This is a genomic window from Candidatus Saccharibacteria bacterium oral taxon 955 (assembly GCA_010202265.1).
Taxonomy (GTDB): domain Bacteria; phylum Patescibacteriota; class Saccharimonadia; order Saccharimonadales; family Saccharimonadaceae; genus Saccharimonas.
Window position 1 is genome coordinate 756,128 of record CP047918.1, and the last position, 26,469, is coordinate 782,596.

Sequence of the window (26,469 nt, forward strand, 5' to 3'; positions counted from 1 at the left end):
CAGACTTACGCCCTAAAGAGGTAGTTTTATTCAAATTCAACTGGGCACATTTCAGTATAAATAACTGGCTCATCGCCCAACTCAACCATAAGCGTACCTTGCCCGTACCTGTGTCCTGACGTCACACGATACGGATACACCTTTACGCTGTTGTCGTCACTTAAATTACCAGCTTGAAGCAAGCTATTCAACGAGGCCTGATCTTTCGGCACAATTATTGTATTGCCATCGCCGCTCTGAACCCATTGTCCCGGCACCATAACTACCACTTTGCGCGAAACTACACCCTGATTCTTTGTCATAACTGATCGAAATACAGATTCGCTCAATTCTTGACAGATCGGAGAAAAATGTTGAACATGCGCAGATTTATTGCCATCGAGATATTCAGAAACAACCGCAACAGCAGTACAGCCACAAAGTCCAAACGTCGCAATTTTCGCCGTATCACCAGAATGAACATCGACACTGCCATAATCGTCCATGTCAATCAATTTCGTCCCAGCTTCACTTTCAATTTCATAGAAGGACGGCATACGTAATCGATCATCCGCAAACGCAAACTGTGGCCCTAGAGGAACTTCATATACTGCCTCACTAGCCTCTGAAGTCAGGTTCGGCTTAGCTAAATCTATGCTACCGTATGGACTGCTAGCAACGTTAAACATACCAGATACAATTTTTTCATCTAAGGCACTAAGGTCATCCCCCTGGCTTGAGTAAGGCTCTAAAGAGAAAGGGAGTTTTGGAGTTTCCATATTATTTAATTTTATCATAATATATACATTATGTCAATAACCTAGCCTTTCGATAATCTCCTACTAGTGATCAGGGACCCTTCGCTTGTCTATGAGCAAATAGCTAGCTTTCCCCATCAACCAGGGTCACCTTCAACTAGCCCATTCTTGTCAGTATCACCATATAAATAGGGACTCTCAGCCTATAAGATATCTACAGAAACTGATCTTGCGACTGGGTAACAGGGTAAACAGCAAATTTAGTTTTTACGGGCGGTGTAGTTCGTGATCAGTCTCATCGGCGATCTCATGACCGATAATCTCCTCGATCAGATCCTCAGCCGTAATAATACCAATAATCTTGCCACCCTGCTCAATCGGCACCAGGTGAGATTTAATCACTGCAAACTTACGAAACATCGTATCAAGCGCCGTTCGCGATCCAGTAACCCGAGTCTTATGTAGGTGAAAATGAGTAATAGGAACAGGATTGTCATCAAAATCAACATCTACCATGTCCTTCATAAGAAGCACTCCGTCACACCGTGTTAAGCTTTTGTCAAAAATCGGTACGCGACTGTATCCATGCGCTGTTATATCATCAACTGTTTTTGCATCCAGAACTGCGTCATTTGTCAGCCAATACACTTCTTCGATCGGGCGCATAATCTCTTTGACGGTTTTTTCACTTAATTGCAATGCACCCTGGATAATCTCGACCTCGTCCTCATCAAGCTCGCTCTCGTCGGCAATCTTGTGTTCACTAATCAATAGACCAAGCTCAGCTCGTGTGTGTAGCTTGGCTGGCTCGCGCCCAATCATTTTTTCGAGAGCAATCGCCAAAGGTTTTGACAGTGGATAAGATAAAAATATCACCAGTCGTATCAAGGGCGTAAACAGCGAACAGAACTTTAGGGCTGATTTCACAAATATAGCTTGAGGAATCACCTCACCAAATACCACCATCAAAATAGTTGTCGCCACGCCAGCAACTATCCCGTTAAAAGCCGACTCAAGCGTCAACGTGCTCATCGATACGACTGCAACATTAGCAAATAAGATACTTGCTAGCGTTAGATATGCATTCTGCCTCAGCGGTAGGACACGCTTTGCGTCTTTGTTGCCTAATCGCGCTTTTCGCTTAAGATCGTTGATTGACAAAGACATTATGCCTATATTTAAGCCAGAAAAAATAGCTGCCATTCCAACTAGTAGAGCGGTTGTAACAAAAGTAAACAGGTATTCCATTATCGTTCTAAGTATACGTGGTCGTAATGTTTTTTGCTATAGTGGAGCTATTGGTAATACATAAGGAGCATCCTATGAAGACAAATAATAATTTGGCTGGCTTTACTCTATGTGCAGTCGCACTTATGATAGGCGTCACTGTCGTTATCCTCTCTGTACTCAAAAAAATCGATCCGACAATGGGCGTGGCACTACTCGGTATAGGCATGTGCTGTATCGGATTTTCGCTACTTGACGCAGAAACACCTATAAAAGCTGTCAGAAAATCGCGTAAGAAATAAAAATTATTGCAAAAATAGACCAGCTCACTGGCTGGTCTATTTTAGTTAGTAGAGTAGGACTACTTCTTTTTGTCGACAACTTCGCCTTCAACTGGCTCATCTTTGTCAGACTTTTTGTCCGTAGAGTCACCTTGAGCTGACTCTGCTTCACTTGCCTGCTGATAAAGCTTGGCACCGATAGGCATAATCGCATCATTCAGAGCTTTTAGAGCAGACTCAAGCTCATCTTTATCGGTTGCTTCTTTGTGCTTCTCAGCCTCTGCTACCGCATCTTCAATAGCTTTTTTATCATCATCTGAGATCTTGTCCTTGAACTCATCTGGCATCTTCTTTGCCTGGTAGATCGCATTTTCCAGCTGGTTTTTTGCGTCAACTGCCTCACGACGCTTCTTGTCTTCGTCAGCGTGAAGCTCGGCTTCTTTTTGTGCCTTTTCGATATCTTCTTTACTCATGTTGCCAGAGTTTGATATGGTGATCGACTGCTCTTTACCAGTGCCCTTGTCTTTTGCAGAGACATTCAGCAATCCGTTAGCGTCGATGTTAAATGTCACTTCGATCTGCGGAACACCTCGTGGCGCTGGCGCAATACCATCAAGCGTAAAGACACCGAGCGACTTGTTGTCGCTTGCAAATTCACGCTCACCCTGGAGGACATGAATCTCAACCTGTGGCTGATTGTCGGCAAATGTTGAGAACACCTGGCTCTTACTGGTTGGAACAGTCGTGTTGCGGTCAATCATTGGTGTACGCACACCGCCAGCAGTCTCGATACCGAGAGTCAATGGCGTCACGTCAAGCAGGAGAACGTCTTTGACATCACCAGCCAACACACCACCCTGAATAGACGCGCCAACTGCCACAACTTCATCTGGGTTAACACCCTGCATCGGATCTTTGCCAAACAGCTTCTTGACACGCTCAACCACTGCCGGCATACGAGTCATCCCGCCGACCATCACGATTTCGTTGATATCTGCCTTTGTAAGCTTGGCGTCCTTGAGGGCTTTTTCAACTGGGCTATCGAGGCGATCAAGCAATGAAGCAACCAGCTCCTCTAGCTTCGCTCGTGATAGCTTAAGCTCAAAATGCTTTGGACCATCAGCATCCGCTGTGATAAACGGAATGTTGACTTCGTATTCCGTGACAGTTGAAAGCTCTTTTTTAGCCTTTTCAGCTTCGTCCTTGAGACGCTGCATCGCCGCATTATCTTTGCGAAGATCGATACCGTCAGATTTCTTGAACTCATCGATAAAGTAGTTCACGATAGCATTGTCAAAGTCCTCACCGCCGAGATGGGTGTCGCCGTTAGTTGATTTAACCTCAAACACACCATCACCAAGCTCAAGTACTGATACGTCAAACGTACCACCACCTAGGTCAAAGACAACGATTTTTTCTTCTTTACCCTTATCTAGACCATAAGCAAGCGCGGCAGCGGTTGGCTCATTGATAATGCGCTTCACTTCAAGTCCAGCAATCTTACCAGCGTCTTTTGTGGCTTGGCGCTGAGAATCGTCAAAGTAGGCAGGTACAGTAATAACTGCTTCGGTAACTTTCTCGCCCAGAAAAGCCTCTGCGTCCGCCTTGATCTTGCTGAGGATCATTGCCGAGACTTCTTCTGGCGTATACTCCTTGTCGCCCATCTTTACCGCAACACCACTCTGGTGTTTGACGATCTCAAACGGCATAATATCGATGTCTTTTTGGACCTCTTTGTCGCTAAACTTACGACCGATGAGGCGTTTAATTCCGTAAATCGTATTTTTTGCGTTTGTTACACGCTGACGCTGTGCAACCTGGCCGACTAGACGTTCGCCTGATTTATTGACCGCCACGACACTTGGCGTCGTGCGGTTACCCTCTGCATTTGTAATCACCTCTGGCTTACCAGCCACTAGATACGCAAACGCACTGTTGGTGGTACCGAGGTCGATGCCGATGATTTTACCCATTTGGTTTCCCCTTTCGTTTAATTCTAGGTCAAATGATCTTGATTCTATTCTAGCACTCTTCGCCTGCGAGTGCCAACTATTTCATTGTATATAAAATTAGCACTCGTGTCAATAGAGTGCTAGAGGGGGTACTAACCTAAAATGGAACAGTTTTTTACCCTACCACTAACTTTTAAAGTCACCAAAGCGTGTGACAATTGTAGGACCATGATTAAATACTGTACCTATAATCGCGTCTGAATAGTATGCCGCTCCCTGCAAGGCAACATCACCCAAGACAACGCATCTTTTTAATATAACCTCAGAACCAATATTTGCTCGTGCGTCAACGACATTATCTCCACTGCTAAGCCTCATGTTACTGGAGAAAAATCTACGTAACGTTCCTGTATCCTCCCAATATCCTTGATTATAGTCAACAAAATAAGTTGCAACAACAGCTTTACCAATACTAGAACAGACTATATCTTTATAAATGTTTAACTCCTCTGACCCAGCCCTACGTACACTATGTAGAAAGTTCGCTACAAAACTTCCTTTAAATATATATGTTCCTGTCGTACTTACGTTATTCGGACTTGGCGATGTGTCTATTGATTGCACAAAACCCTGCTCGTCAATGGTGGCATACTGACCATACTCTTTATGCGGAACTGTCATGAGAGTGATGTCGGCATCTAGCTCCCTGTGGGTTTTAATGTAATTTTCAATAGAAAAATTACCGTCATAGATATGATCGCTTGGCAACACGAGCAGGTCTTTACTGTCTCCTATCGACATTCTATCCTGATGCTCAACTAATGAACCGGCACTACCACTAGTCCTAGTATCTGTCAGTGTACCTATAGAGCCAACATCTTTACTACCTACATAGTCAACAACTTGTTCACCTAAATAATCCACACTAACCCAAACGTGCTCGCTAACTCGTGCACTAAGCTCAAGAGAAGCGTCTATCACCCTTCTGTCTGGACGACCCATGAGCAGTAGTGGTTTTGGGGTGTTTAGTGTGTAGGGTCGCATTCTCGTCCCAAGACCACCAGCTGGTATGAAAGAAATCAAACCTTCCATAGTCTACCTTTTGTTAGCTAATACTTCCCTATAACAAGCTTCTATATCCGCAAGGTGGCGGTCAGTTGAAAATCGTTTAGCGCTCAACTTTGCGTTACGAGTCAACTCATCAATGTCAACCTCTCCTTGATCTATGCGTAAAATGCAATCTGCCAAAGATTTACTGTCGCGCGGACTAAAAGTTAGCCCATTAAAACCATCCCTCACAACCTCGTTGAGTCCTACTGTATCAGATGCAGCCAATACGACCCCTAAAACCTGGGCTTCTATGGCGGACAGCCCCAATCCTTCATACCAAGACGGAATAATAACCATTTTAGACTCCCTATAAAACGACGCTAAATGCTCTCTCTTTATACGCGACGCAGGAACAATAATCCTATCCTGAAGATTCAACGCTCTTATCTCATCCCAAACTCTATCAGCATATTTCTGGTCGAATGGGCACGCCATTCCAGTTAACAGAAGGTTATATCCGTCACGTTGTGTCGATTTGCGATTCACAATATCCAAAGCTCTTACGGCTTCAATTATGCCTTTTTGTGCTGTTATGCGAGACGGAAGTATAATGTAAGGACGCTCCAAGGCTTTAGGCGATATCTCTCCTACTATAGCCTTGTCAGTTTTTACGGAGTTGTTACTTAAAAATGGCTGTATGTCTGGAGGTAGGTAGGAAAACCTTATTTTGTCAGGATTAGCGCCAAGACTTTGAGCAGCGGCAACATAATATTTGCTCCCGAGTATCATCTTATCGTATGCGTCTTGCTCAATAACAAACCTTCCTAACTGCACATCTAATAAATGATTAGAAAAATATCCCGCAACCCGCTTTTTTAGTACGGGCGTGTTAAAAAAAGTAAATACTATCGGGAACTCACATAGTAGCGGCTTTATAATCGACAACAAAAACATAGGCATAAAGTTACACGCGTGTATTATGTCTGGTTTTATAGTTACTATGTTTTTATATAGATCATCTAGTGCTGCAGCAAAACCCGCTTTTCCTGTGGCAAACGCCTCAAAATCATTAATATACCTAACATCAAAGGCTAAACTTTTATGTTCGGGGTTTCCGCGGAGAGAAGCGTCTGTCAGAACAGTAACCGAATGTCCTCTTAACTGAAGCTCCCTGGCTAGAATAAATGCAGACGTTCCACTACCCACCAATTGCGGAAAAACCTTGCAGTAACTATACAGAGATTCATAGTTTCTAATAGTATCATAGCAACCGGCTTTGCGCCTACGTAATTATGCGAAAATATTCTGCGTCGATAGTTACCTGGTTGCATTAGAATCAAATACATAAATACTCTAAACGTTAACTCAAAAAAACACCATAACAACAAATCGAAACCGGAATAACTTATCGACTCAGTCTTACGCTCATATTATAATTTAACCATGAAGAATGAAAAGTCTTGGGAGTGTATCAGTCAAAAGCAGGTTTTTCGGCATCCGCGTTTGCAGCTTACCGAAGACACCGTTGTCTTGCCGAGCGGCAAAGAAATAGCCTACTTGCGTGAAGAACCAGCAAAAACACACAGCGTCGCTATCATCGCCGTTAACGCCAATGGACAAATATTACTACAAAAAGAATACAGCTATCCACCAAACAAAACGCTCTGGCAGCTTCCTGGCGGCGCGGTCGAGCTAGACGAAGATACCATAGACGCCGCTAGACGCGAGCTCGCAGAAGAGTCGGGTTTTACTGCAGACGACTGCTCTATAATTGGCAGTTACTACTTAAACAATCGCCGCACCGACCGCAAGCAATTTGTCGTAGTGTGTAGTAATTTACGGAGAAAAACACTCCCGCCGGACGACGAAGAATTTATCGAAAGCATATGGGTAGACTTTACAAAAGTTAAACACATGGTCGCGACCGGCGAAATTGACAATGTAACGCTGCTCGCGGCGCTACAATTGTACGATTCATTCAAAAATCCTTCTTCAAAGTGACGGTGCTGAATATTTACGTGGAATTTGAAAGCGTACCACAGTGCTTGATTTAATTACAGAAACCGAAAAATCTCCTCATTTCAGGCGCGCTTCACTCGAACCATGGCGTGGCGAATTACTGCGCCATTCAGTGTATAGCCGGCTTGCATTTCCTCGGCGATAACTTCGTGTTCGCCCTCGGATTCTTCGTCGAATTGCACCGCTTGGTGAAGTTCGGGGTTAAACATTGTGCCCGGTACGGCGCTAATTTTTTGCACGCCGAGACCAGCCAGCTGCTTGGTCAGCTGCTTATCGATACCAACCACGCCTTTCGCCCAGGCATTGTCCACCAAATCCGCCGGCACATTCGCCACAGCGCGCTCAATCGTATCGACGACGGCGAGCAGTTTCAAAATTGCCTTGGTCTCGCCCGTCTGCTGGGCAGCCTGTTTTTCGGCATCGACACGCTTGCGGTAATTTTCGAAATCCGCCCGCGTCCGCTGCAAATCCAGCGTTAGCTCGCCCAACTGCTGCTCCAAATCTTCAGCTTTTTCAGCCTTACTCTTCGTCATTTTTTCCTCCTTCTAAACGGCCAAAACGGCTTGTCGCCATACGTACAGGGAAAAAGCACTACCGTAGCCATGAAAATAATAATCAAAATAATCACTACTAGCCACGTTGGCAAGCCGCTCAGCAGTCCGCCGATCCATTCAGCCATTACAATACCTCCTCTAACACCGCACCCGTTCGCCTAACCAGCTCCATCGTTCGACGGTAATTCTGCCGAGTCGGACCAATCACGCCGATATAACTGCGGTCACTAAACGATGAACGAAATTTACTGATGATCAATGTTGCGCCGCTGGCTTTACCAATCGGATTTTCGCTGCCGATAAAAACATTGAGTGGCTCGTTTGGGCGCGCCTCGTTCAGCCACGGCTCGATGTTGTCGATTAACGCGGCAATGGCGCGCACGTGGTCGCCTTCGCGAAACTCCGGGTGGCTGAATAAACTCGCCATACCGTTCATATACAATTCGCTACCAATCGTCGCAAAACCCATATTACCGGTAAGCTCTACTAGACTATCTACTGCACTACGAATCGCACGATCCGACCGATCGATATGCGAGTTGACATAGGCCTCTATCGCGCGTACGCTCCGATCAACTCCACTCGGCATCTCAGACATCTGTGCCTCAGTAATGCTATTAACATACACACGATACCCCTTGTCGGTTGGGATGCGGCCAGCACTTGTGTGTGGCGCCGTGATATAGCCCATATCCTCGAGCCGCGCCATTTCACTGCGAATTGTTGCACTTGAAACCCCAAACAGTTTTGCAAGCGTCACGCTTCCTACTGGCACAGCAATTTCTGCATATTGTTCGATTATGGCGGCGAGTATCGCCTTTTGGCGGTCTGTCATATGTACAGTATACCCTATAACTAGCACTCAAGCAAGCCGAGTGCTAATCAGCTATTTTCAATTGTTCTAGTAGATCGCGCGCCGCCAATCTGGCTTCATCGTCTTTACGATTATAGACATCTGGTTTCGAGGCGATTTCACGGACGATACGCGCGGTTTCGTCGATATCATCATTTATAACAAAGTGATAGTACGGCACTTCAAGCGCATGAGTAATTTCTTTGATAGCGCTAGCATATCGTTTCGGCCATTCGCGATCAAATTCCTCTTGCGAAGCGTAACGCACACTGAGGCGACGACGCCATTCTTGATAATTTGGCGGCAATAAAAATATCGCTACAACACCCGGCGACAACTTTTTGTATTCATCTACCCCTGAACGTCGATATCGGTAACGGCAACCCTATCAGCATCATGGATATCCTGAATCTGCTTGACCCCAGTGCCATAAACCGTACCATGAACAAATTTTGCCTCGACAAAAGCGTGGTTTTCCAGCATCTTAGTAGCTGTTGTTTCATCGATATAGTGATAGTCAACGCCTTCGCGCTCCCATATGCCTTTGTTTTGACGTGGTAGGCGAGTTGTATAAGACACGATATCGGCAAACTCTGGTGACTGCATTAGCCGCTGTTTGGCCGTATCTTTGCCGGCACCTGATATGCCCACCAATAGCACAATCTTGGTTTGAATAACAAGCTGGCGAGCCTCTTCGCTAGGCTGATACTCTTTTATAAGTTCTTCAATTTTCGGCATAATATCTATTTACAATAACTCATCTAACACTGCTTGCCAATCAGGAAACTGTTGGGTGCCAAAATGAATGTGCCGACCGACAAACTCACCAGCGCCCCTAGCCGTTCGATCATCGATCAAGATATCACCACGGCTTAACTGCTTGACCGACGAAAAAATCACTTTGCGAAAGAAAATATTTTCTGGGCCATCACCACCAAAATACTGCTTTACCCAAGCCAATTTATCACCCAACGCCGTCGGGTTTTCCCAAGGTGACGACGAGAGAATATATAGATCATACTTATCTTTCAGCTTATCAACGGCTTCGAGAGCGCCTGGCATCGGATCCATCAACGCAAAAACACCCGGAATATTATCATACTCACCCGCAAATTTCTCTATCATCTCGGGCGAAACCTTCGTAAGAGCAGACATGAAATCTACTAGTACGCCGTCCATATCGATGTAAATAATTGGCTTGTTACTCGACTTCATAAATACCTCACCAATTATAGCACTTTTGTAGTACAATAAAGACGTCTACATCTAGAACAGGCCCAAATTGGACGTTGGATTAACACGCATAATGGGCAGCCGTTATCGGACGTGTTAATTTACGTTCTAGGTGTAGACAGCCAAATCTAACGGCTGTCCTTTTTGTTGGGCAGTATTCCTAAAGGAGAAGTCATGAGTACAAAAGAGAAAAAGCCAATTTACAAAAAGGCTTGGCTTTGGGTGTTAGCTGCTGTCATCATAGGCGCAATTTACGCTGGCATGAACGGCACAAAGAATCAAGCCAATGAAACAACCAAATCAACCAATAACTCAACAAGCCAATCACAACCGGAGCAGAAAACCAGTGAAAACAAAGCACGCTTGACACTGGATGATGGCTGGAAAATTGATAAAAGCAATCAATATCTCACAAAGGTTGTCGGCACGGTTTCAAATAATTCTAACCAGGCAATTAATGGTTATATTCAAATTACTTTTTCAGGACTCGATGCCAGCGGCGCTAATGTCGGAGATTGTCTTGCTAACGCTAATACTGTTGATGCCAATGGCAAGTGGAAATTTGAAGCAGCGTGTTCAGGTCAAAATATTGAGACGGTACGGTTCAAAGAAATTACTGGGTTCTAATTAAATTATATAAACGCAACATGCAATCATAAATAGTCCGACGTCTGCGGACTATTTTAATCCCTCTTTAACATCACCGTAAAGGCTTCTGACGGAATATCTACCTTGCCAAAGCGTTTCATGCGCTTCTTTCCCCTAGCCTGTTTTGCCAAAAGCTTTTTCTTGCGACTAACATCGCCGCCATAGAGGTAGCCGGTGACATCTTTGCGGTAAGCGCCTATATTTTCGCGAGCGATAAACCTGCCGCCAATTGCTGCCTGCAACGCCACCTCAAAGCTCTGGCGCGGCACCACGTCTTTGAGTTTTTTGACGATCTCGCGACCAAGCGCCTGCGATTCTGAACGGTGACACATCACGCTCAGCGCATCGACCATTTCGCCCGCCACGTCCCCGGACAGCTTTTTATATTCGCTCACGCCCTGCACATTGATGTCGGTCACGGCGATTTTGCCCGCCTCGGCGATCGCCTGAATTTCCTTCGCGCCGGTGCCATAAACCGTGCCGTGCACGAATTTCGCCTCGATAAACTCGTGATTTTCCAGCATATTCACCGCCGCCGCCTCATCAATAAAATGATAATCAACACCCGGTGTTTCCAATACGCCAGCGTTTTGCCGCGGCTGCCGCGTGGTGTAGGACACGATGTCAGCAAACTCGTTATCTTCTCAAGCAAACGGCGCTTCACAGTGTCCTTGCCCGCGCCAGAAATACCGACCAACAGCACGATTTTAGTTCGCTGCACCACATCACTGGCTGCTTGGTTCGGTTGGTAGTTTTTGATCAGATTTTTTAGGTTATTTTCAAGCATACTTAATTATAACACCCGGCAGACGCGATGAAAAATTCGCGCCGGTCTAAAGCCGCAGCCGCAACACCTTCGCTCGCCCAAGCTTACTCAACGCCCATCAAAAAACTAAAAATCACACTAACGTACAACTCGTACGCCAATGGCTGATTACCGCCATCAATTTTCGAAAAATTATGATTTGCGCCGGGGACTATCTTTTTGACAGCAAGCCTCGCCGAGCTGTACGCCGCCAGCAATTCGTCCTGCGACGCAAGCGGCACGACCGCGTCCTTTTCGCCCTGAAGCAGCAGCACATCGCCCGTGAAAGTCGCCGCCGCGCTGGTGACGTAACGCTTGGACGGATAAGTCGAAAGAATCGGTTTCGTCGCCGAACTAGAGCCGGTGCCCGAACCGCACAAGACAATTTTCTCGACGTGTGAGAAAACCTCGCGCAGCGTGCTCGCCATAGTGCCGCCCATAGAATTCGCCACGATTTGATAACGCTTTTGCCGCGCGCCAAAAACTTCCGGCGCGCGCTCACTTAAAACGCGAAATATATCCAAAATATCGCGGCGCTCCTCGTCGAAAGTTTTCTCGCAAAAAGCCTTCTTTTCATCGCCCGATTTATAAATTTTCCAATCCCGCGACGAATTAAGATAAGCCACATTCGCTACGCCCAAACGGCGAATTTTCTCGCCCAAAATGTACGACTTCGAGCCCCTATCGCCCGCCGTGCCGTAAAGACCGTGAATGAACACGACCGTCAAATCCGTCTCAATTGCACTCTTCGCAAACTTAATGATGCTGTGATTTTTACGATAATTTCCTGGGGTGTGAAATATCATCGTGCCTCCATATATTTTTTTAGTGATGGTAATATCAACGTTTGAACTAGACTGCGATTCTCTATAAAAATATCTAAATTCTCGACTAAATTTGGGCTATTAAAAGCTTCAACAACTAAAGAATCTTCAGATGATATAAATTTTAGAAACTGAGTACTGTCCATATCTAATGATAGATTTTCAGATGGTACTCGCAATCTAAAAGTATCTCCAAAAATATAGTAAGAAAGCTTGTTTCTAACATTATTATCTACATGTGATACCTGGTATTTTGTTCTAACTTTGAATAAGTTTTTTTGCATAGACTGATCAGGGTTTGTCAGCTCCGTAATGTAAAACTTTCTCTGAATTAATTCCCCGTTAGTTTTTGCCGCATGAAGTTCAAAAGTAGACTCTGTTACACCACTGATCCGATATGCTGTACCCATACTCTCAAAGTCATATCCATTGTCAATAGGCACCAACTTATCAATAGTTAGTCCGGGAAATAATGCACTGTATCCATCTTCTTTGTTTTTTAAGATAAGCCCTACAGTTCTCACCCCTACATAATCGCTAGCCTCTTGAGTAGGCATATAATGACCAAAGCTCGGTATTAAAACACTCTCAGCATAATCATTTGTATTATTTTGAAATAACAACGAAAGTCCTGCGCAATTCGAGCCTTTGTATTTCTCAGCTAATGCAATGGAATCAACAGAAAAATCTCTATACAAATCCTCAATACAACCCCTATCATCCTTTGCGTAATCCAACAACTCAAACATAAAAGAGAATGTGTCAAAATTGTAGCTATGCACGAAATCTCTAATCTCTCGCTCAATAAGATCAGCTTCCACGCTACTATGGGGCTCTATGCTATCAATGGAATCGCGAGATGTTATAGGAGCTATTCTCTCCATATTGCCTACCTAAACATTGGGTTATCATGAGTTTTCTCCATCACAACCTCGTTATTGACAACTTTACCAACCTTATAAGTTTCCTTCGGAAAAATATCTTTAGCTTCCGGAAAAAGACTGTTGAACATAGTCGCCACTTCAGACGTAACCTGCTCATATTTGTATTGAGGATAGTCTCTAATAAAAGTATTTGTAAGTCGCTCCAAAAGCAAGTGCCCTACATTATGATCGTAGATATGACTAAATTGCTTAGCCCTATCTGTACCTGATTCTTCGCCAGCAAGATGCTTGGTAAACGGTAGTTTGAGACCTTTTTCTTCTCTAATCTTAGCGTCCACATATGTGCCTTGAAAATCTCTATACACTATCCGCTCCGGCTCCAAATTGTCGTTAAGCTCTAGTAGCGTATTCTGTCCATGAAGCTCCGGCAAGATACCATAATCACGCGCCAAAGTGGTCCAGTTTCTAATAATCTTTCCTAAAATAACCTCTGTAAAATATGCAAGCTCCTGACCTTTGGTAGAGTGTAAATCAATTAATTGGCTTAATAGCGCTCGATCTTCTGGATTCCTTATGTCATTAGCGTATAAAGAGAAGTAAGGAACTAACGTGCGAGTATCGTCTACTAAAGGTCGCGGGACAATCTCTCTAAACAGCACTCCGGCGCCCGTTTTCTCATCACCAAAAATTATCCCTATTGACTCTGGCAGGTATGCAAACTCAGACAGCGCTTCGTCTTTACAAATAGAGCCTAGTTCCGATGACATGGCAATACTATGCTCAACAGAAGTACCTTTCAGTCTACGAATAAATTTATAATGTCTCTTCTCAAGATCTGTTTTTACCATAAAAGTATATGGTTGATCGTATGTTAGAAGAGTTCTTGTTGATGATGTAGGTGATACAATGTAGCTTTGCTCTGAAGTATACTCACTTAATCCCGTACGATCTAAATACTCCTGGTCTTCAAGCATATTAGGATGTATAACAAATTTTACATCAGCACCTATAATCTCGCGCAATAATCTAGGATCCGGATCCGCTTGAATAATATTTACAACTTCTCGAGGTAAATTGAATACTGGTGCTGGAAAACTATCCACACCTTCATGAGGACTATATATTGATAACGTATCTGAATATATTTCATGATCACCTTTAATATTATTTACGTATCGCTCTAGATATCTAGTAGCCTCTATTCCATTTTCTTGAATTTTTTTCAATTCCATATTTGTATTATATAAGAAAAATATATAGAATCAAAGTTGCCAGATCGTCACTTGAATTCAGATAGATGTGATTAATGAGTTTGACACAGTACATCAGGACGTCGTTAAGGCAGCTAAGAACCCTATGCGTATCAATCCCTCTTTAACATCACCGTAAACGCTTCTGACGGAATGTCAACCTTGCCGAAGCGCTTCATACGCTTTTTACCGCGAGCTTGTTTGGCGAGGAGCTTCTTTTTGCGACTGACGTCGCCACCGTATAGATAGCCAGTAACGTCTTTACGGTAAGCGCCAATGTTTTCTCGGGCAATGAATTTACCGCCAATCGCCGCTTGAATTGCCACTTCAAAACTCTGGCGCGGCACCACTTCTTTGAGTTTTTTGACAATCTCGCGACCCAAGCCTGATGCCTCCGAGCGGTGGCACATCACGCTAAGTGCATCGACCATTTCGCCCGCTACATAAAAATCCACCCGCACCAAATCTTCCGGCTGGTAGCCCGCCAGCTCATAGTTAAACGAACCATAACCACTGGTCACCGACTTCAATTGATCATAAAAATCCGTCAGCAAATTAGCTAGCGGCGCCGTAAACGAAATCAGTGCCCGCTCGTCGATATAGCTGAGATTTTTCTGCCGGCCGCGCTTGGCGACAATCAGCTGAATCACCGCACCGATGTAGTCCTGCGGCACCACAATTTCACCATCAATCCACGGCTCGCGAATTTCTTTGATCTGTGCTGGGTCGGGCAATTCGCTAGCCGATTTGATATCCAACTCCTGGCCGTTCGTCAAACTGACTTGATAATCCGTGCTCGGATTGGTGACGATGAGGTCCAAATTATACTCGCGCTCTAAACGCTCACGAATAATGTCCATGTGCAGCAAGCCGAGGAAGCCAATCCGAACACCGTAGCCCAGCACTGGCGAATTTTCCGGCTCAAACTGCAGCGCCGAATCGCTGAGGCTCAGCTTCTCGATCGCCTCTTTCAAGTCATTATAATCCTCGTTGCTCACCGGGAAAAAGCCCGCATAAACAAAGGGCTTGACTTCTTTGTAGCCAGGGAGGGGCTGGATGGTGATATGAGACATATTAGTAAAGTGTATTATAACATTTTTGTCCGAAGACATCGATTAAATAACACGCTTCATAAAAAACCACGCTAATTGATGTATCGCGTACAATATGCAAATTTAAAGTACTCAATCCGCCGCAATAACGTCTCCAATAGGCCGACGCTTGGAATAAGCCTGCCGTTCACCATAACCAACGCGTAACAAAACAGTTGGATATTCCCCATCAAGATCAAGAGTTTTTGCCATTTCTGCGGCGATTTCTGGCTGCTCGTTTGGTTGATTCAGATAGGCATGAGCGATCCCAAGCTCCGTGGCAGTCAGCAAGAAACGCTGCAGCGTCCGACCCAAGTTCACCCATTCGTGCCGACTATTTTCTCTTGTTGTAAAGAGAACCAGATGAGAAGCCGATGCTATCTTTTCGCGATCGGCCTTATTCTGCGTCTTAGCATTGATAGCCATCGACATGATCAGCTTAGCCATCCAGCGCGGCAAATTAGGCGCGCCAAACACGGCATAGCTCAGCCCATCAAGTGTTTGATCTTGATGCTTCTTATTAAATCGCATCCAGCTTTTTAATTCAGCCTTAAACGCCTCATTTTGCATTTGATGCGTATTCCCCTGAAGAACGTATTGCTCAATATCATTAAACTGTTTAGTTTGACGCGCATAATAATGAACCGACACTCCATCTTCACTGCGAATCGCCTGTAGCCTCTTTAGCGCATCTAGCGCGATTTCCTCGCCAGTATAAATACTACGATTGGTCTGCCGTAAATCTATCTGCTCAAACAGTGGACTGGACTTGACGTCCACCCCTTCTGTGAGCGCAACTGCAATAACTCCCGTATCTCCAACCGCAACAGAAGACTCATAACCTATGTTTTGTGCCGCCAAACACAAATTCTCAGCCGCACAACCTAGGCTCACAAATAGCTCCCCGTCATCAGGATCAACTACCGGCAGTCTTCTGTCAAAATCAGGGTGAATTTCCACCACCGACCCGTTCTGACGAAACCTCCAAGGCTGAGTATTGTGTCCTGACGGCGCTTTGACAGCCTTAGAAACCAAAAACTCAAAGTCAGCTGGTGACATATTGTTACTGCGAGACACTCTTGTCATAATCCTACCCAATACGCGAGCCTTCCTATCTCGTTAGCTACTTACTATAATCAAGTATACTCACTCTGTGAGAGCGGGGTCAATCAATAACATAAGGCCTAGGTCTTTGATTACTTATATTTTTATAGTGTGAAATGATAGTTTTATAAAAACTACATAACTTACAGATTTAAGCTGTCCATTCTCTGCAGGCAGCAGCCAAAATGTGTCTTATCTCCTAAGTAATAACGACCTTCGTATAGTATAGTTTTATATCTATCATAGAGTCGTCTGTATTTTAAATTTCTTACTAGACATCCAAGCCATTATCATAATAGACCAACCAAGTAATGCCACTTCCGATATCACCATTAATGGCACCGAGACTTTGCCCGCATAGTATGTGCCGACGACCTTTAGTAGTGCAACACACGCGCTCGTTAGGATAATCAGCCGAGATTTCGTAATGACTGCCACCGCAATAATACATGCAGCCAATGCCAACGCCATCCAATGCAACCCAGCAAACAGTTGACTCGCGGATAATACACTTGTTGCTGAGTTAATCGGCAGTCCATTCACCGAATAAACGAGTCGACCAAGCGCCATCATCGCGTAAAATGCGCCAATTGCCACAACAATACCTAGAGCAAGCAAGACGCTCACTCCCACAGGATGTCGCTTCCTAAGCTTACCGTACAGCACTACAACGATCACTAACAATATCGATGCTCCACATGCCAGCATTTCATCTGCCAACTGAAGAAGAGTCTGATGCTGTTGCGCCCACGCCATCACACCCGAAACGTCTGCCGAAGGTATCGGCAGTGACATTGCGATAATAATGCTAGCCGCGGCAAGTAAACCAAAACCCATCAGCCATACAACGCCACCAATATACGAAATACGTCGATTACTTTGATTTACCACCATCTCACTCCTTCGTCATATACTTCTTCAACGTTACCGTATCACCCACTCGTGCTTCACGCGTGGTTTTGAGGTTGGTGACGATATAACCAATTTCACCGGTACCGAGCGACGGGTCGGGGATCATGCCAGGGCTGAGATGGCCGACTTCTAGTGCCAAGCCATTAGCGCCAGTCGCTATCATGTGAATCGATTCACCTTTTTTGATCTGGCCGTCAACCACCCGCACATACAAAATCACACCACGGTAATCGTCGTAATAACTATCGAAAATCAGCGCCCGCGTCGGGTCATCTGGCTGACCAGTTGGTGCTGGAATTCGCTCAACGATCGCCTCCAAAACCTGATCAACATTCTGTCCGGTTTTAGCAGAAATATGAATTATGTTACTCTCATCGCAACCGAGCAAATTAATCACCTGCCTGGACACCCGCGGCACATCAGCAGCTGGCAGATCAACCTTGTTCAGCACCGGGATGATCGTGAGGTCCTGTTCCATTGCCAAGTACACATTCGCCAGCGTCTGCGCCTGAATGCCTTGGCTGGCGTCAACCACCAACACCGCGCCCTCGCAGGCCTGCAAACTACGCGACACCTCATAACTAAAATCAACGTGACCGGGCGTATCGATGAGATTGAGATCGACATCTTTATATTTCATTCGCACCGGCGCAAGCTTAATGGTGATACCTTTCTCGCGCTCGAGGTCCATACTGTCAAGCAACTGCGACTTCATCTCACGCTTATCGACCGTACCAGTCAGCTCCATCATACGATCAGCCAAAGTCGATTTACCGTGGTCGATATGAGCAATGATACAAAAATTACGGATCATTTGCTGACTTTTCATCTCAATGTCTCCTTCCAAATAACAAATCATTTATTTTTTGGAGGATTGGGCTAGCCTCAACAAGCCTAAACTGGCGTGACAAAAGTACATACGTACCAAAACTCACAATCGTGATCGCTAGGAACTTCGGGAATGTCGCTATGAAGCTTTGGTCGTTATTTTGAAGCTGGAACAGCTGTAGCATACCATAAGTTACGACACCAGTAATCACTCCCGCTAAAAGCATCCTTGTTACCGCGCTCGCAAACTGCCGCGTAAACAACCCGGGCGTTCGATGGCTCAAAATGCTAAACAGAACTACCACCTCAACGACCGACACAAGTGATTGGGCCCAAGCAATTCCATAAACACCCCAATGGAATATATTTGTAAATACCAGTGCTAAAATAATATTAAGTGTGATGGTGAACAATGATATATATAGCGGTGTCTTGGTGTCTTGCTGAGCATAAAAAGTCCGCGCCGCAATGTGGTATATCGTACGAAACAAGATAGACAGCACCAAAGCACCCAACAAACCAGCAATAAGTGCATTACCACCATTTTTAATAAAGTTGACGATATAACCACGCGCAAAAAATGTAACAACTCCGATTGGCACCGCAAGCCATATAATCCAACGAAGAACCTGGCGAAGTTCTTGTTTGAATAAATCTACTCGACCATCAGCCAAACGTTCAGTCATACGCGGGAATGCAGCATTACTGATCGCAACGCCAACAAGACTAACTGGCATAAGACTGAGAGATGACGCCTGCTGATAAGCGCGCATCACACCATCACCCATACGAGATGCCAAGTTCATCTCAACGATACCGTTAATATAATCAATCCCCTGGTCAAGTGAGCGTGGAGGTAGCAGTCGTAGCACCGCCCGAAAACCTTTGTTCTTCCAGTTTATCTTCATCTGATAGTCAAACCCAAGGCCGACAAGCCCAATCGAACTAACAATCAACTGAAGCATCGCTCCCAACACCACGCCAAGCGCAACGCCCATGATGCCGCCGTCAAACACTTGCCATCCACAGATGTTAATACCGCCCGTAAAAAACTTTGCACCAATAATAATGCCGACATTATAAATCGTCGGTGCGAGTGCCAAAAATGTAAACCTACCTACCGCCTGTTGCATACTAGAAATTACCGTCGCGACCGCAAACAAGAACGGATTAACGGCGATAATTCTCATCATACTAATCGCCAGACTGCGACCCTGCTCATCAAGCCCTGGACCAACAATACAGCGCACTAACGGGTCGGCAAAAATAATAATTAAAACACTGGCGATCAACGTGACAATCGCCATAAAATTAACTAAACTTGAGCTCAACTCCCAGGCTGACTTTTTGTTGCCACTCGCCAGTCGTTGATTAAAGACTGGTATAAACGACACACTCAACGCACCCGAAACCAAAATAAAGTACATGAAATCAGGTATCATAAATGCCGCCGTATAGGCATCAATCCCAGCAGGGTAGTTATCAAGATAAAGTCCATTGAGCAGACGATCGCGGTATATACCAAGCAAGCTCGAAATCATTGTTGAGCCAGACAATAGCAAGGCTGCCCACTGAACAGACAGCTTGCTATTAGCGAGAGCGACGACCGATCGAACTCGACTATGCTTGGCCATAAGTCTGTCAAGGCTCCTAGTGGAGCTTTGCCTCCACAGGAAGCTTCGCTCCAACCATAATATCTGTGACCTCTTCCTCTTCGAGAGTTTCGTGCTCAATCAGCGCGGCCTTTAACTTATCAAGCAATGGACGATTAGCCTTTAACACCACTTCAGCACGACGAGCCGCCTCTTTGATTAGCGCCTCGACCTCCTTGTCAATCTCTTGCGCCGTTGCGTCACTATACGGTCGCTCGTGTGTGATCTTATCAAACACCATGCCACCGCTGTCTTCATGAAACACCTGGTCGCGAAGTTTACTCCCCATGCCCTGCTCAATAATCATATCGCGCGCAATCTCTGTCGCTTTGCGTAGATCCGACCCGGCACCAGTTGTGATACCATCATCGCCGTAGATCAACTTCTCCGCTATACGTCCACCCATTGCCCGCGCCAAAATATCTTTGAACTCATAGACATTCGTGTAGCTCTTGTCTTCAGGAGGCAAAAACCATGTCACACCACCAGTCCCACCACGAGGGATAATCGTAATCTTATGAACAGGATCGCTATCTGGCAACACATGGCCAACGATCGCATGACCGGCCTCATGATACGCCGTCATCTCTTTTTCTTGTTCGTTCATCACTTTTGTCTTGCGCTCAGGACCAATTGCGACTTTTTCAAACGCTTCTGTCAAATCGTCGTTTGAAATCCGCTTCGCATTTCGACGAGCGGCAACAATTGCTGCCTCATTAGCAATATTTGCAAGATCAGCTCCACTTGAACCGGCAGTCTTGGCGGCTAATTTATCTAGGTTTACAGTATCGTCAACTGGTTTATTTTTGAAATGAACTTTTAGAATTGCTTCGCGGTCTTTTCGCTCTGGTAGACTAATTGTCGTATGACGATCAAACCGACCCGGCCTGAGAAGAGCAGGGTCAAGTACATCGGCTCGGTTGGTTGCCGCCAGAACAATTATATTTGTACCAGCCTCAAACCCATCCATCTCAACTAGAATCTGGTTAAGCGTCTGCTCACGCTCATCGTGGCCACCACCCATACCGCTACCGCGTTTACGACCCACCGCATCAATTTCGTCAATAAATATGATTGCTGGTGCATTTTTCTTGGCTTTTTGGAACAGGTCTCGGACACGGCTGGCGCCAACGCCAACAAACATCTCGACAAACTCTGAGCCAGAAATACTAAAGAACGGGACACTAGCCTCGCCCGCGACAGCACGAGCCAACATCGTCTTACCGGTGCCAGGATTGCCGACAAGCAACACGCCCTTTGGAATCTTAGCGCCAAGTGTCTCGTATTTTTTAGGGTGCTTGAGGAAATCAACCACCTCCTCCAGGTCCTGCTTTGCGCTGTCGTTACCAGCGATATCATCAAACACAACTCGCTCTTTATCGAGTCCGTACAACTTCGCCTTTGACTTGCCGAAGTTGATCGCCTGACTACTCTGGCCCTGAGCCTGACGCATCATCAACAAGAATAGCCCGATAATTAGTAGGGCGGGGACTATAATCGTCGCAATATTCCAAAACGTCGTTCCAGCCTCTGATGGTGCGCTATCTGACACAACCTTTTTGCCTGTATCGTTGAGGATGTTGTCCTTTAGAAGTGCCGAGACGCCACCGTGAATGTATGACTTCTCAGACGGCTTGTCTTGATCTTTACGGGTAATCGTGAGGTTACTGCCCTCACCCTTGATGCTTTTCAGCTTTCCTGCGTTAGCATCACTAATCACCTGAGATATCGCGACATCTTTGAGCGTCTCGCGTGTCGTCGTGTACGCCCAAACGGCTAGGGTCGCCAAAATCAGAATTGCCCAGAACAGCCCCAGACGAATCGTATTACTCAGGTTTGCTTTTGGTCGTTTCGGCATCAAATTATTGTCCTTTCCCTGCACAAATAAAATTCAAGAAATAACTCTCGCAATTATATCACCGTTACCTCATATTTTCGAGAGGTCAGATGGAGTCTAACGCTATCGCCAACATCATAATTCGTACCTGGCCGTCCAACTTTTATCGCATAGAGCGCACGAATTAGTTGCTGGCGCAGCAATCTATTCCCTCGTAGCAACTCTATCTCAGCTCCTATCAATTCAACAGCACACGTCTCGTCAATCTGCCCAATAAAATACCGACTACCTCTAGCGTATATACCAAGTCGCCCCACCTCTCGATCGATATCATGTCTCAGCTGTAATTGTCGCGCTCTCAACTTCGCCAACTTTATTGAGTCCGTCGCCGATAATAAACGACCGATTCGCCGACGCAATCGATTTCGTAAATACACCTCACTACTATTTGTTGAGTCTTCCACCCATTCGAGCTTATTTCGAATAGCATAGTCATAAATCTGATCCTTAGAAAGCGAAATTAGCGGACGAACGACATCAGAGCGACCGAGTACCGCTAGCCCTCGCCAGCCTGTACCACGGCAGAGGTTGAGGGCAATTGTCTCGACCAAATCATCACGATGATGCGCAGTGACGACCTTAGCATTGTATTTTTTTGCTTGCTCAAACAAGAAACCATACCGAGCCTTACGAGCAGACTCTTCGCTTGCTCGACATCCAAGATGAAGCGACGTCGAAATAAATGGTAGTCCATATAGCCCGGCAAGTACGCGCACAAAACGTGCATCAGCCTGGCTGTCGTCGCCACGAATGCCATGATCGACATGAGCGACAATCAGTCGATGGTCAGTTTTTGTGAGCATATCCAGTAGCACCACTGAATCAACACCGCCACTGACAGCAACAATATAATTCATCAGCGAATTCGTTTTACCACCTTAGCGCCCAACCAAATCCCAACAATACCGCCAACAAAACCGCTAAGAATTGGCATACCACCGAGAACATCTCCCGCACCCCACAAAAAAGGTAGTATCGCACCAATCGCCACGCCAATACCCATCAAAATCATCACTATCGTCTTTTGGCTCATGCGTTTATTATACCAACGTACATATAAGTCAGCTTAGACTATTTATAAGTACCTGGTACTACCAAATGGAATCTTTTGCTTAACCAGGTCGTCGGTCCCGAGTGTGCTGCCTGAATGAATAGTCCTATCGCCGTAGCGTGCATTGATTTCGTCAATCGCCCACACCACTCGCTGTTCACGTGCTAATTCATCACCGAAAAGACTTAGTTGATCGCCAAGTCCATCATGGAGATGATAACAATGAACTCCAATTTCTCGAACATCACCCGTCGGTGCGTGCGCCATCAAGCGCTTAGTAATCCGCCAAATAGCCTGATCGCTATAAAAGGGCAGGGGTGCTAAATATTTTTCGTGCCAATATCCACCCTTTTTACCCCAACGACCGTTGCTCGATCCCAGAGAATCGCCGTCAGACATGCGCACATACACCCCGACCCCTCGCGCCGACTTACCCGCCTTGCGTAGCTTTGCGCCAACTGACTCTACGAGGTTATGCATCCGCGCCATCACGACCTCTCGCGACGCTCCCTGCACCTCCATAACATACTGCCTACCACAACTTTTTAGGTCATAATCCACGTCGTCAACTTCCCATCCACGCAATCTCTGATGCCACCGTTCACCACAAACGCTATGAAAAGCTTCATGCAGCATCTCTGGCGTCGCATCAAGCATATCAAGTGGCGTATAAATACCGACAGCATTTAGTCGACGCTCGTTACGAGACGCGATACCGGTGAGGTCTTTTAGGGTCAGCTCAGACATAACCTCTCGCAAATTCTCGTGGTTAATCACATCAAGTCCATCAGGCTTATGTAAACTCGCTGCCATCTTAGCGAGGAAGCGATTAGGCGCAATCCCAATATTACAGCGCATATGACAGCCTATCTCCTCCTTAAGTCGTCTCTTGATTTCATACCCCACCTCCACGAGATCACGCCTCTTTATTAGGTCAGTTGATCTAGTAAAATCAATCACCCCCTCATCGATCGACTTCATCTGGATGTGTGGACTATAGTCGCTCATAATGCTAATCAACTTGTGATAGACATGGCGATATTTTGGCGGGTCACTCTCTACCCCTACCAAATCAGGACAAAGTTGCTTCGCCTGTGAAAGACTCATGCCAAGCGATACACCGCTTGCCCTCGCCTCGTAACTAGCTGTTACGATTGTTGCATGTTCAGCTCGACGATTGACTATCGCTACTGGCCTTCCACGTAACATTGGTCGCGCCTGTTGTTCTATCGTAGCAAAGCAACTATTGAGGTCGACGTGCATTACTAAGGGCCGACTGGTATTAAATCCCCAATTACAATTCATCAGCCCACCTCATATAGCACCCTCATTCTACCCTATCTCCCTCCATCACTAGTCGCCAAACCAATCGCTCACTATCAAGCTCCAGTCGATAATCCGCCATGCCATCGGTAACATCAAATACATGCACGGTTCGTAGCCCGTGCTTAACGGGATGACATAGACCAATTTCCGTAATATCAACCTCTCTACCACTCAACCGCCTAAACCTACGTGGCACGCACAGATTTTGGCCTGAGCCAAAGGTTGCTATCACCTCAATCCGTTCGTTAAGAATCAGTTCCTCGTTCACGTTTTTACCCCCTCACGCCAAATCTGCCACAACCAGATCGAAAAAGTTGTCGGCCCAGACCGTTTAATGTCCGCCTCGGTCGAGCAAGAGTAATTTAATTTTTGAAAAGTCCAAAAAGTGTAATGGGTCAATCGATCGATCATTTCAAGTTATCTCCGATAATCCAGGCGGCAAGCAAGTGCCAAAAACCTAGATTGAAATCTACTGACAATAAACCAGCTGTTACAGTGATGGCTGAGCAGATTATCTTTATCTTTTTAGAGAAACGCTTATTGAAATATGTTGCCCGTGCTTTCGCCCGTTTCTAGCAATTCGCCCGAAAGACAACCGATATACCCATTAGGCGAGGGACGCTTAGCCAGCCGGCCAGTGTGTATCGCCTGGAATACTTTCAGTATAGAACCTCTAGAAAATCTCTGCAAGCTCTGGTATAATTAACCAAAGTTTGGCACCATAGCTCAGCTGGTTAGAGCGCAGGACTCATAAGCCTGAGGTCGGTAGTTCAAGCCTACCTGGTGCTACCAGAAATTATAAATATTTGTCAGCAATACGTTGGCAAATATTTTTTAACCTAAATTTCCAAACTAAAAAGGCCGCCGATGGAGACCCTTTTAGTTTACTTAATTTGTCTCTAGCTAGTCATCTATATCATATTGATAAGATGTAGATCGCGATGTATCCGCGTGCATACAATAACAAACCTGACCAGCTGGATGGCTTGCTGTGCTGTATATATAATCGCTCCAATAATCTGCTATTGTTCCTACCCCAGCATCTTTTATATAGTTAGCTTTCATACCGGAAACATAGCTAGATCTTGCCTTTTTCTCACTACGATAATTCGTGCAAAGCTGATAATAAAATCGTTGGTCCTTACTGTTGTTCGATCGTCCAGCTAACGGATCAACCAACCCGGGGCCACCTTTATTTAACCAACCACCACCACTAGCTGGATGCGTATTTGGCTTATAATCCACTAGTTTTTTGTCGATCACCTGCTTATCAGTATTAGACTGCGATAAGCCAGAGCCCCCTAGGTCGTTCAGTGAACTTGGAAGCTTTTTGTTTTTTCGTGTATACGCTCTAATGTCGCTTGCAATTGACGATAGCGCCGACTCTACTAAGTGATCCTGTTTTGTACGTGACGTCTCAAGCGCAGGACCGACAAACGCTGCAACGGTAAACCCAAGTGCCAATGTGCCCAAAACCACCCAGATAACCCTACGGATTATTGCCTTGCGTCCGCCAAATACAACTCGAAATGCAAGCGAACCGTAGACAATCGCCATAACTAGCCCCACTAGGAGAACCCGAATCGACTCGTTACTGTCGCCAACCGAACCGCCTAGCATCATCATCAAAAGCGAGAACACCATCGCTATCAAACTGCCTATTGACATCAGCACAAACGGAACGGCGTGAAGTAGCATAATAATTTTAGCTCCACCCTGTTTATGGACCACCTCATGCTTGGCGTAAAACCAATCCGCAACCAAAGCACTGATCGACATGACAATAACAGCGGCAAGCGGATAAACTAGCCCAGACTCCTCAGACCACTCTGAAGAATGGTTTTGTGTCGTAAAGAACTTCACAACTAACACCGCCAACCAGCTCATTGACACGCCGTACAGGAACCAAAATGCATAACTAAGCCACTGCAAGACAAGCAGACCGCCTGGCGTCCGCACAGGTACTGATGGCTCACTGGCTACAGCAGCGCTGGCTTCTCCGCCAACTGGAGGAGGACTGACGGATTCAGTGTCTTTAGTACCCGCTTCTGATGTTGGCCCGGCATCATTAATTACTTTCTCGGTTTTTTCTGATGTAACCGCTTGTTCAGCACCTTCCTTTGGTCGCCCCTCAGGGGACTCATCTCGAAGTGTCTTTACATTCTGTTCATCTCTTGGCTCTTCGCTCATATGATTGTCCTCATAGTTAGATACTTAGCAGTATACCATAAGCGGTTTTTGGCTGCAGTCTTGCATGAGCCTGATAAACAACTAACGCCCCTAACTAGAGG

The 26,469-nt window shown here is 45.6% G+C and carries 29 protein-coding genes and 1 tRNA gene; 5 read left to right on the top strand and 25 right to left on the bottom strand.

Annotation, left to right across the window (positions count from 1 at the left end; genetic code table 11):
* Positions 1–26 precede the first annotated feature (26 nt).
* The gene (locus tag GWK75_04055; GenBank protein ID QHU91584.1) at positions 27–668 is read right to left on the bottom strand and encodes a hypothetical protein; all 642 of its coding nucleotides are present in this window, start codon (positions 666–668) and stop codon (positions 27–29) included.
* A gap of 336 nt (positions 669–1,004) precedes the next feature.
* Positions 1,005–1,985 carry a DUF21 domain-containing protein gene (locus tag GWK75_04060; GenBank protein QHU91585.1) on the bottom strand — a complete coding sequence of 327 codons (981 nt, stop codon included), beginning with the start codon at positions 1,983–1,985 and terminating at the stop codon, positions 1,005–1,007.
* Between the two features lie 74 nt (positions 1,986–2,059).
* Between GWK75_04060 and GWK75_04065 the strand changes: the two genes are divergently transcribed.
* Positions 2,060–2,266, top strand: coding sequence for a hypothetical protein (locus GWK75_04065; protein QHU91586.1), 207 nt, complete (start codon positions 2,060–2,062; stop codon positions 2,264–2,266).
* Positions 2,267–2,325: 59 nt separating this feature from the next.
* Here the strand turns inward: GWK75_04065 and dnaK are convergent, their stop codons facing one another.
* From dnaK to GWK75_04080, 3 genes are all read right to left on the bottom strand, one after another.
* Positions 2,326–4,218, bottom strand: coding sequence for a molecular chaperone DnaK (gene dnaK, locus GWK75_04070; protein QHU91587.1), 1,893 nt, complete (start codon positions 4,216–4,218; stop codon positions 2,326–2,328).
* A 165-nt stretch (positions 4,219–4,383) separates the two neighbouring features.
* Positions 4,384–5,289, bottom strand: coding sequence for a hypothetical protein (locus GWK75_04075; GenBank protein QHU91588.1), 906 nt, complete (start codon positions 5,287–5,289; stop codon positions 4,384–4,386).
* 3 nt (positions 5,290–5,292) lie between these two features.
* Positions 5,293–6,453, bottom strand: a complete 1,161-nt coding sequence (locus tag GWK75_04080) for a glycosyltransferase (GenBank protein QHU91589.1) — start codon at positions 6,451–6,453, stop codon at positions 5,293–5,295.
* A gap of 237 nt (positions 6,454–6,690) precedes the next feature.
* Here GWK75_04080 and GWK75_04085 point away from each other — a divergent pair, with 237 nt between their 5' ends.
* Positions 6,691–7,248: an NUDIX domain-containing protein gene (locus GWK75_04085; protein QHU91590.1), complete on the top strand. Its 558-nt coding sequence runs from the start codon at positions 6,691–6,693 to the stop codon at positions 7,246–7,248.
* Between the two features lie 80 nt (positions 7,249–7,328).
* On the opposite strand, the gene grpE is transcribed toward GWK75_04085, so the two are convergent.
* The 5 genes from grpE to GWK75_04110 all read right to left on the bottom strand — a co-directional run bounded on the left by grpE (position 7,329) and on the right by GWK75_04110 (position 9,888).
* On the bottom strand, positions 7,329–7,799 hold the full coding sequence (gene grpE, locus GWK75_04090) for a nucleotide exchange factor GrpE (protein QHU91591.1): 471 nt from the start codon (positions 7,797–7,799) through the stop codon (positions 7,329–7,331).
* A 145-nt stretch (positions 7,800–7,944) separates the two neighbouring features.
* On the bottom strand, positions 7,945–8,655 hold the full coding sequence (locus GWK75_04095) for a transcriptional regulator (protein ID QHU91592.1): 711 nt from the start codon (positions 8,653–8,655) through the stop codon (positions 7,945–7,947).
* Between the two features lie 43 nt (positions 8,656–8,698).
* Entirely contained in the window at positions 8,699–9,010 is a 312-nt protein-coding gene (locus GWK75_04100) for a hypothetical protein (protein ID QHU91593.1), read from the bottom strand.
* Between the two features lie 14 nt (positions 9,011–9,024).
* A complete protein-coding gene (locus GWK75_04105) occupies positions 9,025–9,411 on the bottom strand; it encodes a hypothetical protein (protein ID QHU91594.1) in 387 nt (128 codons plus the stop codon).
* 9 nt (positions 9,412–9,420) lie between these two features.
* Positions 9,421–9,888: a hypothetical protein gene (locus GWK75_04110; GenBank protein QHU91595.1), complete on the bottom strand. Its 468-nt coding sequence runs from the start codon at positions 9,886–9,888 to the stop codon at positions 9,421–9,423.
* Between the two features lie 192 nt (positions 9,889–10,080).
* On the opposite strand from GWK75_04110, the gene GWK75_04115 reads away from it, so the two are divergent.
* Positions 10,081–10,533, top strand: coding sequence for a hypothetical protein (locus tag GWK75_04115; GenBank protein QHU91596.1), 453 nt, complete (start codon positions 10,081–10,083; stop codon positions 10,531–10,533).
* 56 nt (positions 10,534–10,589) lie between these two features.
* Here the strand turns inward: GWK75_04115 and GWK75_04120 are convergent, their stop codons facing one another.
* From GWK75_04120 to GWK75_04185, 14 genes are all read right to left on the bottom strand, one after another.
* On the bottom strand, positions 10,590–11,174 hold the full coding sequence (locus GWK75_04120; protein ID QHU91597.1) for a hypothetical protein: 585 nt from the start codon (positions 11,172–11,174) through the stop codon (positions 10,590–10,592).
* A 250-nt stretch (positions 11,175–11,424) separates the two neighbouring features.
* Positions 11,425–12,165, bottom strand: a complete 741-nt coding sequence (locus GWK75_04125; protein QHU91598.1) for a hypothetical protein — start codon at positions 12,163–12,165, stop codon at positions 11,425–11,427.
* Positions 12,162–13,067 carry a hypothetical protein gene (locus GWK75_04130; GenBank protein ID QHU91599.1) on the bottom strand — a complete coding sequence of 302 codons (906 nt, stop codon included), beginning with the start codon at positions 13,065–13,067 and terminating at the stop codon, positions 12,162–12,164. Before GWK75_04130 ends, GWK75_04125 begins: the two co-directional genes overlap by 4 nt.
* 5 nt (positions 13,068–13,072) lie before the next feature.
* Positions 13,073–14,299, bottom strand: a complete 1,227-nt coding sequence (locus tag GWK75_04135; protein ID QHU91600.1) for a hypothetical protein — start codon at positions 14,297–14,299, stop codon at positions 13,073–13,075.
* A gap of 131 nt (positions 14,300–14,430) precedes the next feature.
* Positions 14,431–15,390 carry a GTP-binding protein LepA gene (locus GWK75_04140; GenBank protein ID QHU91601.1) on the bottom strand — a complete coding sequence of 320 codons (960 nt, stop codon included), beginning with the start codon at positions 15,388–15,390 and terminating at the stop codon, positions 14,431–14,433.
* A gap of 111 nt (positions 15,391–15,501) precedes the next feature.
* Positions 15,502–16,467 (bottom strand): nitroreductase, encoded by a 966-nt coding sequence (locus GWK75_04145; protein QHU91724.1) that lies wholly within the window; start codon positions 16,465–16,467, stop codon positions 15,502–15,504.
* Between the two features lie 285 nt (positions 16,468–16,752).
* A complete protein-coding gene (locus tag GWK75_04150) occupies positions 16,753–17,406 on the bottom strand; it encodes a hypothetical protein (GenBank protein QHU91602.1) in 654 nt (217 codons plus the stop codon).
* Position 17,407: 1 nt separating this feature from the next.
* Complete coding sequence (locus GWK75_04155) at positions 17,408–18,238, bottom strand: GTP-binding protein (GenBank protein ID QHU91725.1); 831 nt, start codon at positions 18,236–18,238, stop codon at positions 17,408–17,410.
* Between the two features lie 16 nt (positions 18,239–18,254).
* Positions 18,255–19,886 (bottom strand): murein biosynthesis integral membrane protein MurJ, encoded by a 1,632-nt coding sequence (gene murJ, locus GWK75_04160; GenBank protein ID QHU91603.1) that lies wholly within the window; start codon positions 19,884–19,886, stop codon positions 18,255–18,257.
* 16 nt (positions 19,887–19,902) lie between these two features.
* Positions 19,903–21,762 (bottom strand): ATP-dependent zinc metalloprotease FtsH, encoded by a 1,860-nt coding sequence (hflB, locus tag GWK75_04165; GenBank protein QHU91604.1) that lies wholly within the window; start codon positions 21,760–21,762, stop codon positions 19,903–19,905.
* Between the two features lie 53 nt (positions 21,763–21,815).
* Positions 21,816–22,658 carry a tRNA lysidine(34) synthetase TilS gene (gene tilS / locus GWK75_04170; GenBank protein ID QHU91605.1) on the bottom strand — a complete coding sequence of 281 codons (843 nt, stop codon included), beginning with the start codon at positions 22,656–22,658 and terminating at the stop codon, positions 21,816–21,818.
* Entirely contained in the window at positions 22,658–22,834 is a 177-nt protein-coding gene (locus GWK75_04175) for a hypothetical protein (GenBank protein QHU91606.1), read from the bottom strand. Before GWK75_04175 ends, tilS begins: the two co-directional genes overlap by 1 nt.
* Positions 22,835–22,876: 42 nt before the next feature.
* Positions 22,877–24,157, bottom strand: coding sequence for a hypothetical protein (locus tag GWK75_04180; GenBank protein ID QHU91607.1), 1,281 nt, complete (start codon positions 24,155–24,157; stop codon positions 22,877–22,879).
* Between the two features lie 22 nt (positions 24,158–24,179).
* Complete coding sequence (locus GWK75_04185; GenBank protein ID QHU91608.1) at positions 24,180–24,446, bottom strand: hypothetical protein; 267 nt, start codon at positions 24,444–24,446, stop codon at positions 24,180–24,182.
* Positions 24,447–24,568: 122 nt separating this feature from the next.
* Between GWK75_04185 and GWK75_04190 the strand changes: the two genes are divergently transcribed.
* Both GWK75_04190 and GWK75_04195 read left to right on the top strand, forming a co-directional pair.
* The gene (locus GWK75_04190; protein ID QHU91609.1) at positions 24,569–24,754 is read left to right on the top strand and encodes a hypothetical protein; all 186 of its coding nucleotides are present in this window, start codon (positions 24,569–24,571) and stop codon (positions 24,752–24,754) included.
* Positions 24,755–24,893: 139 nt separating this feature from the next.
* A tRNA-Met gene (locus GWK75_04195) sits at positions 24,894–24,970 on the top strand.
* 111 nt (positions 24,971–25,081) lie between these two features.
* Here the strand turns inward: GWK75_04195 and GWK75_04200 are convergent.
* Positions 25,082–26,368 carry a hypothetical protein gene (locus GWK75_04200; GenBank protein QHU91610.1) on the bottom strand — a complete coding sequence of 429 codons (1,287 nt, stop codon included), beginning with the start codon at positions 26,366–26,368 and terminating at the stop codon, positions 25,082–25,084.
* Positions 26,369–26,469 lie beyond the last annotated feature (101 nt).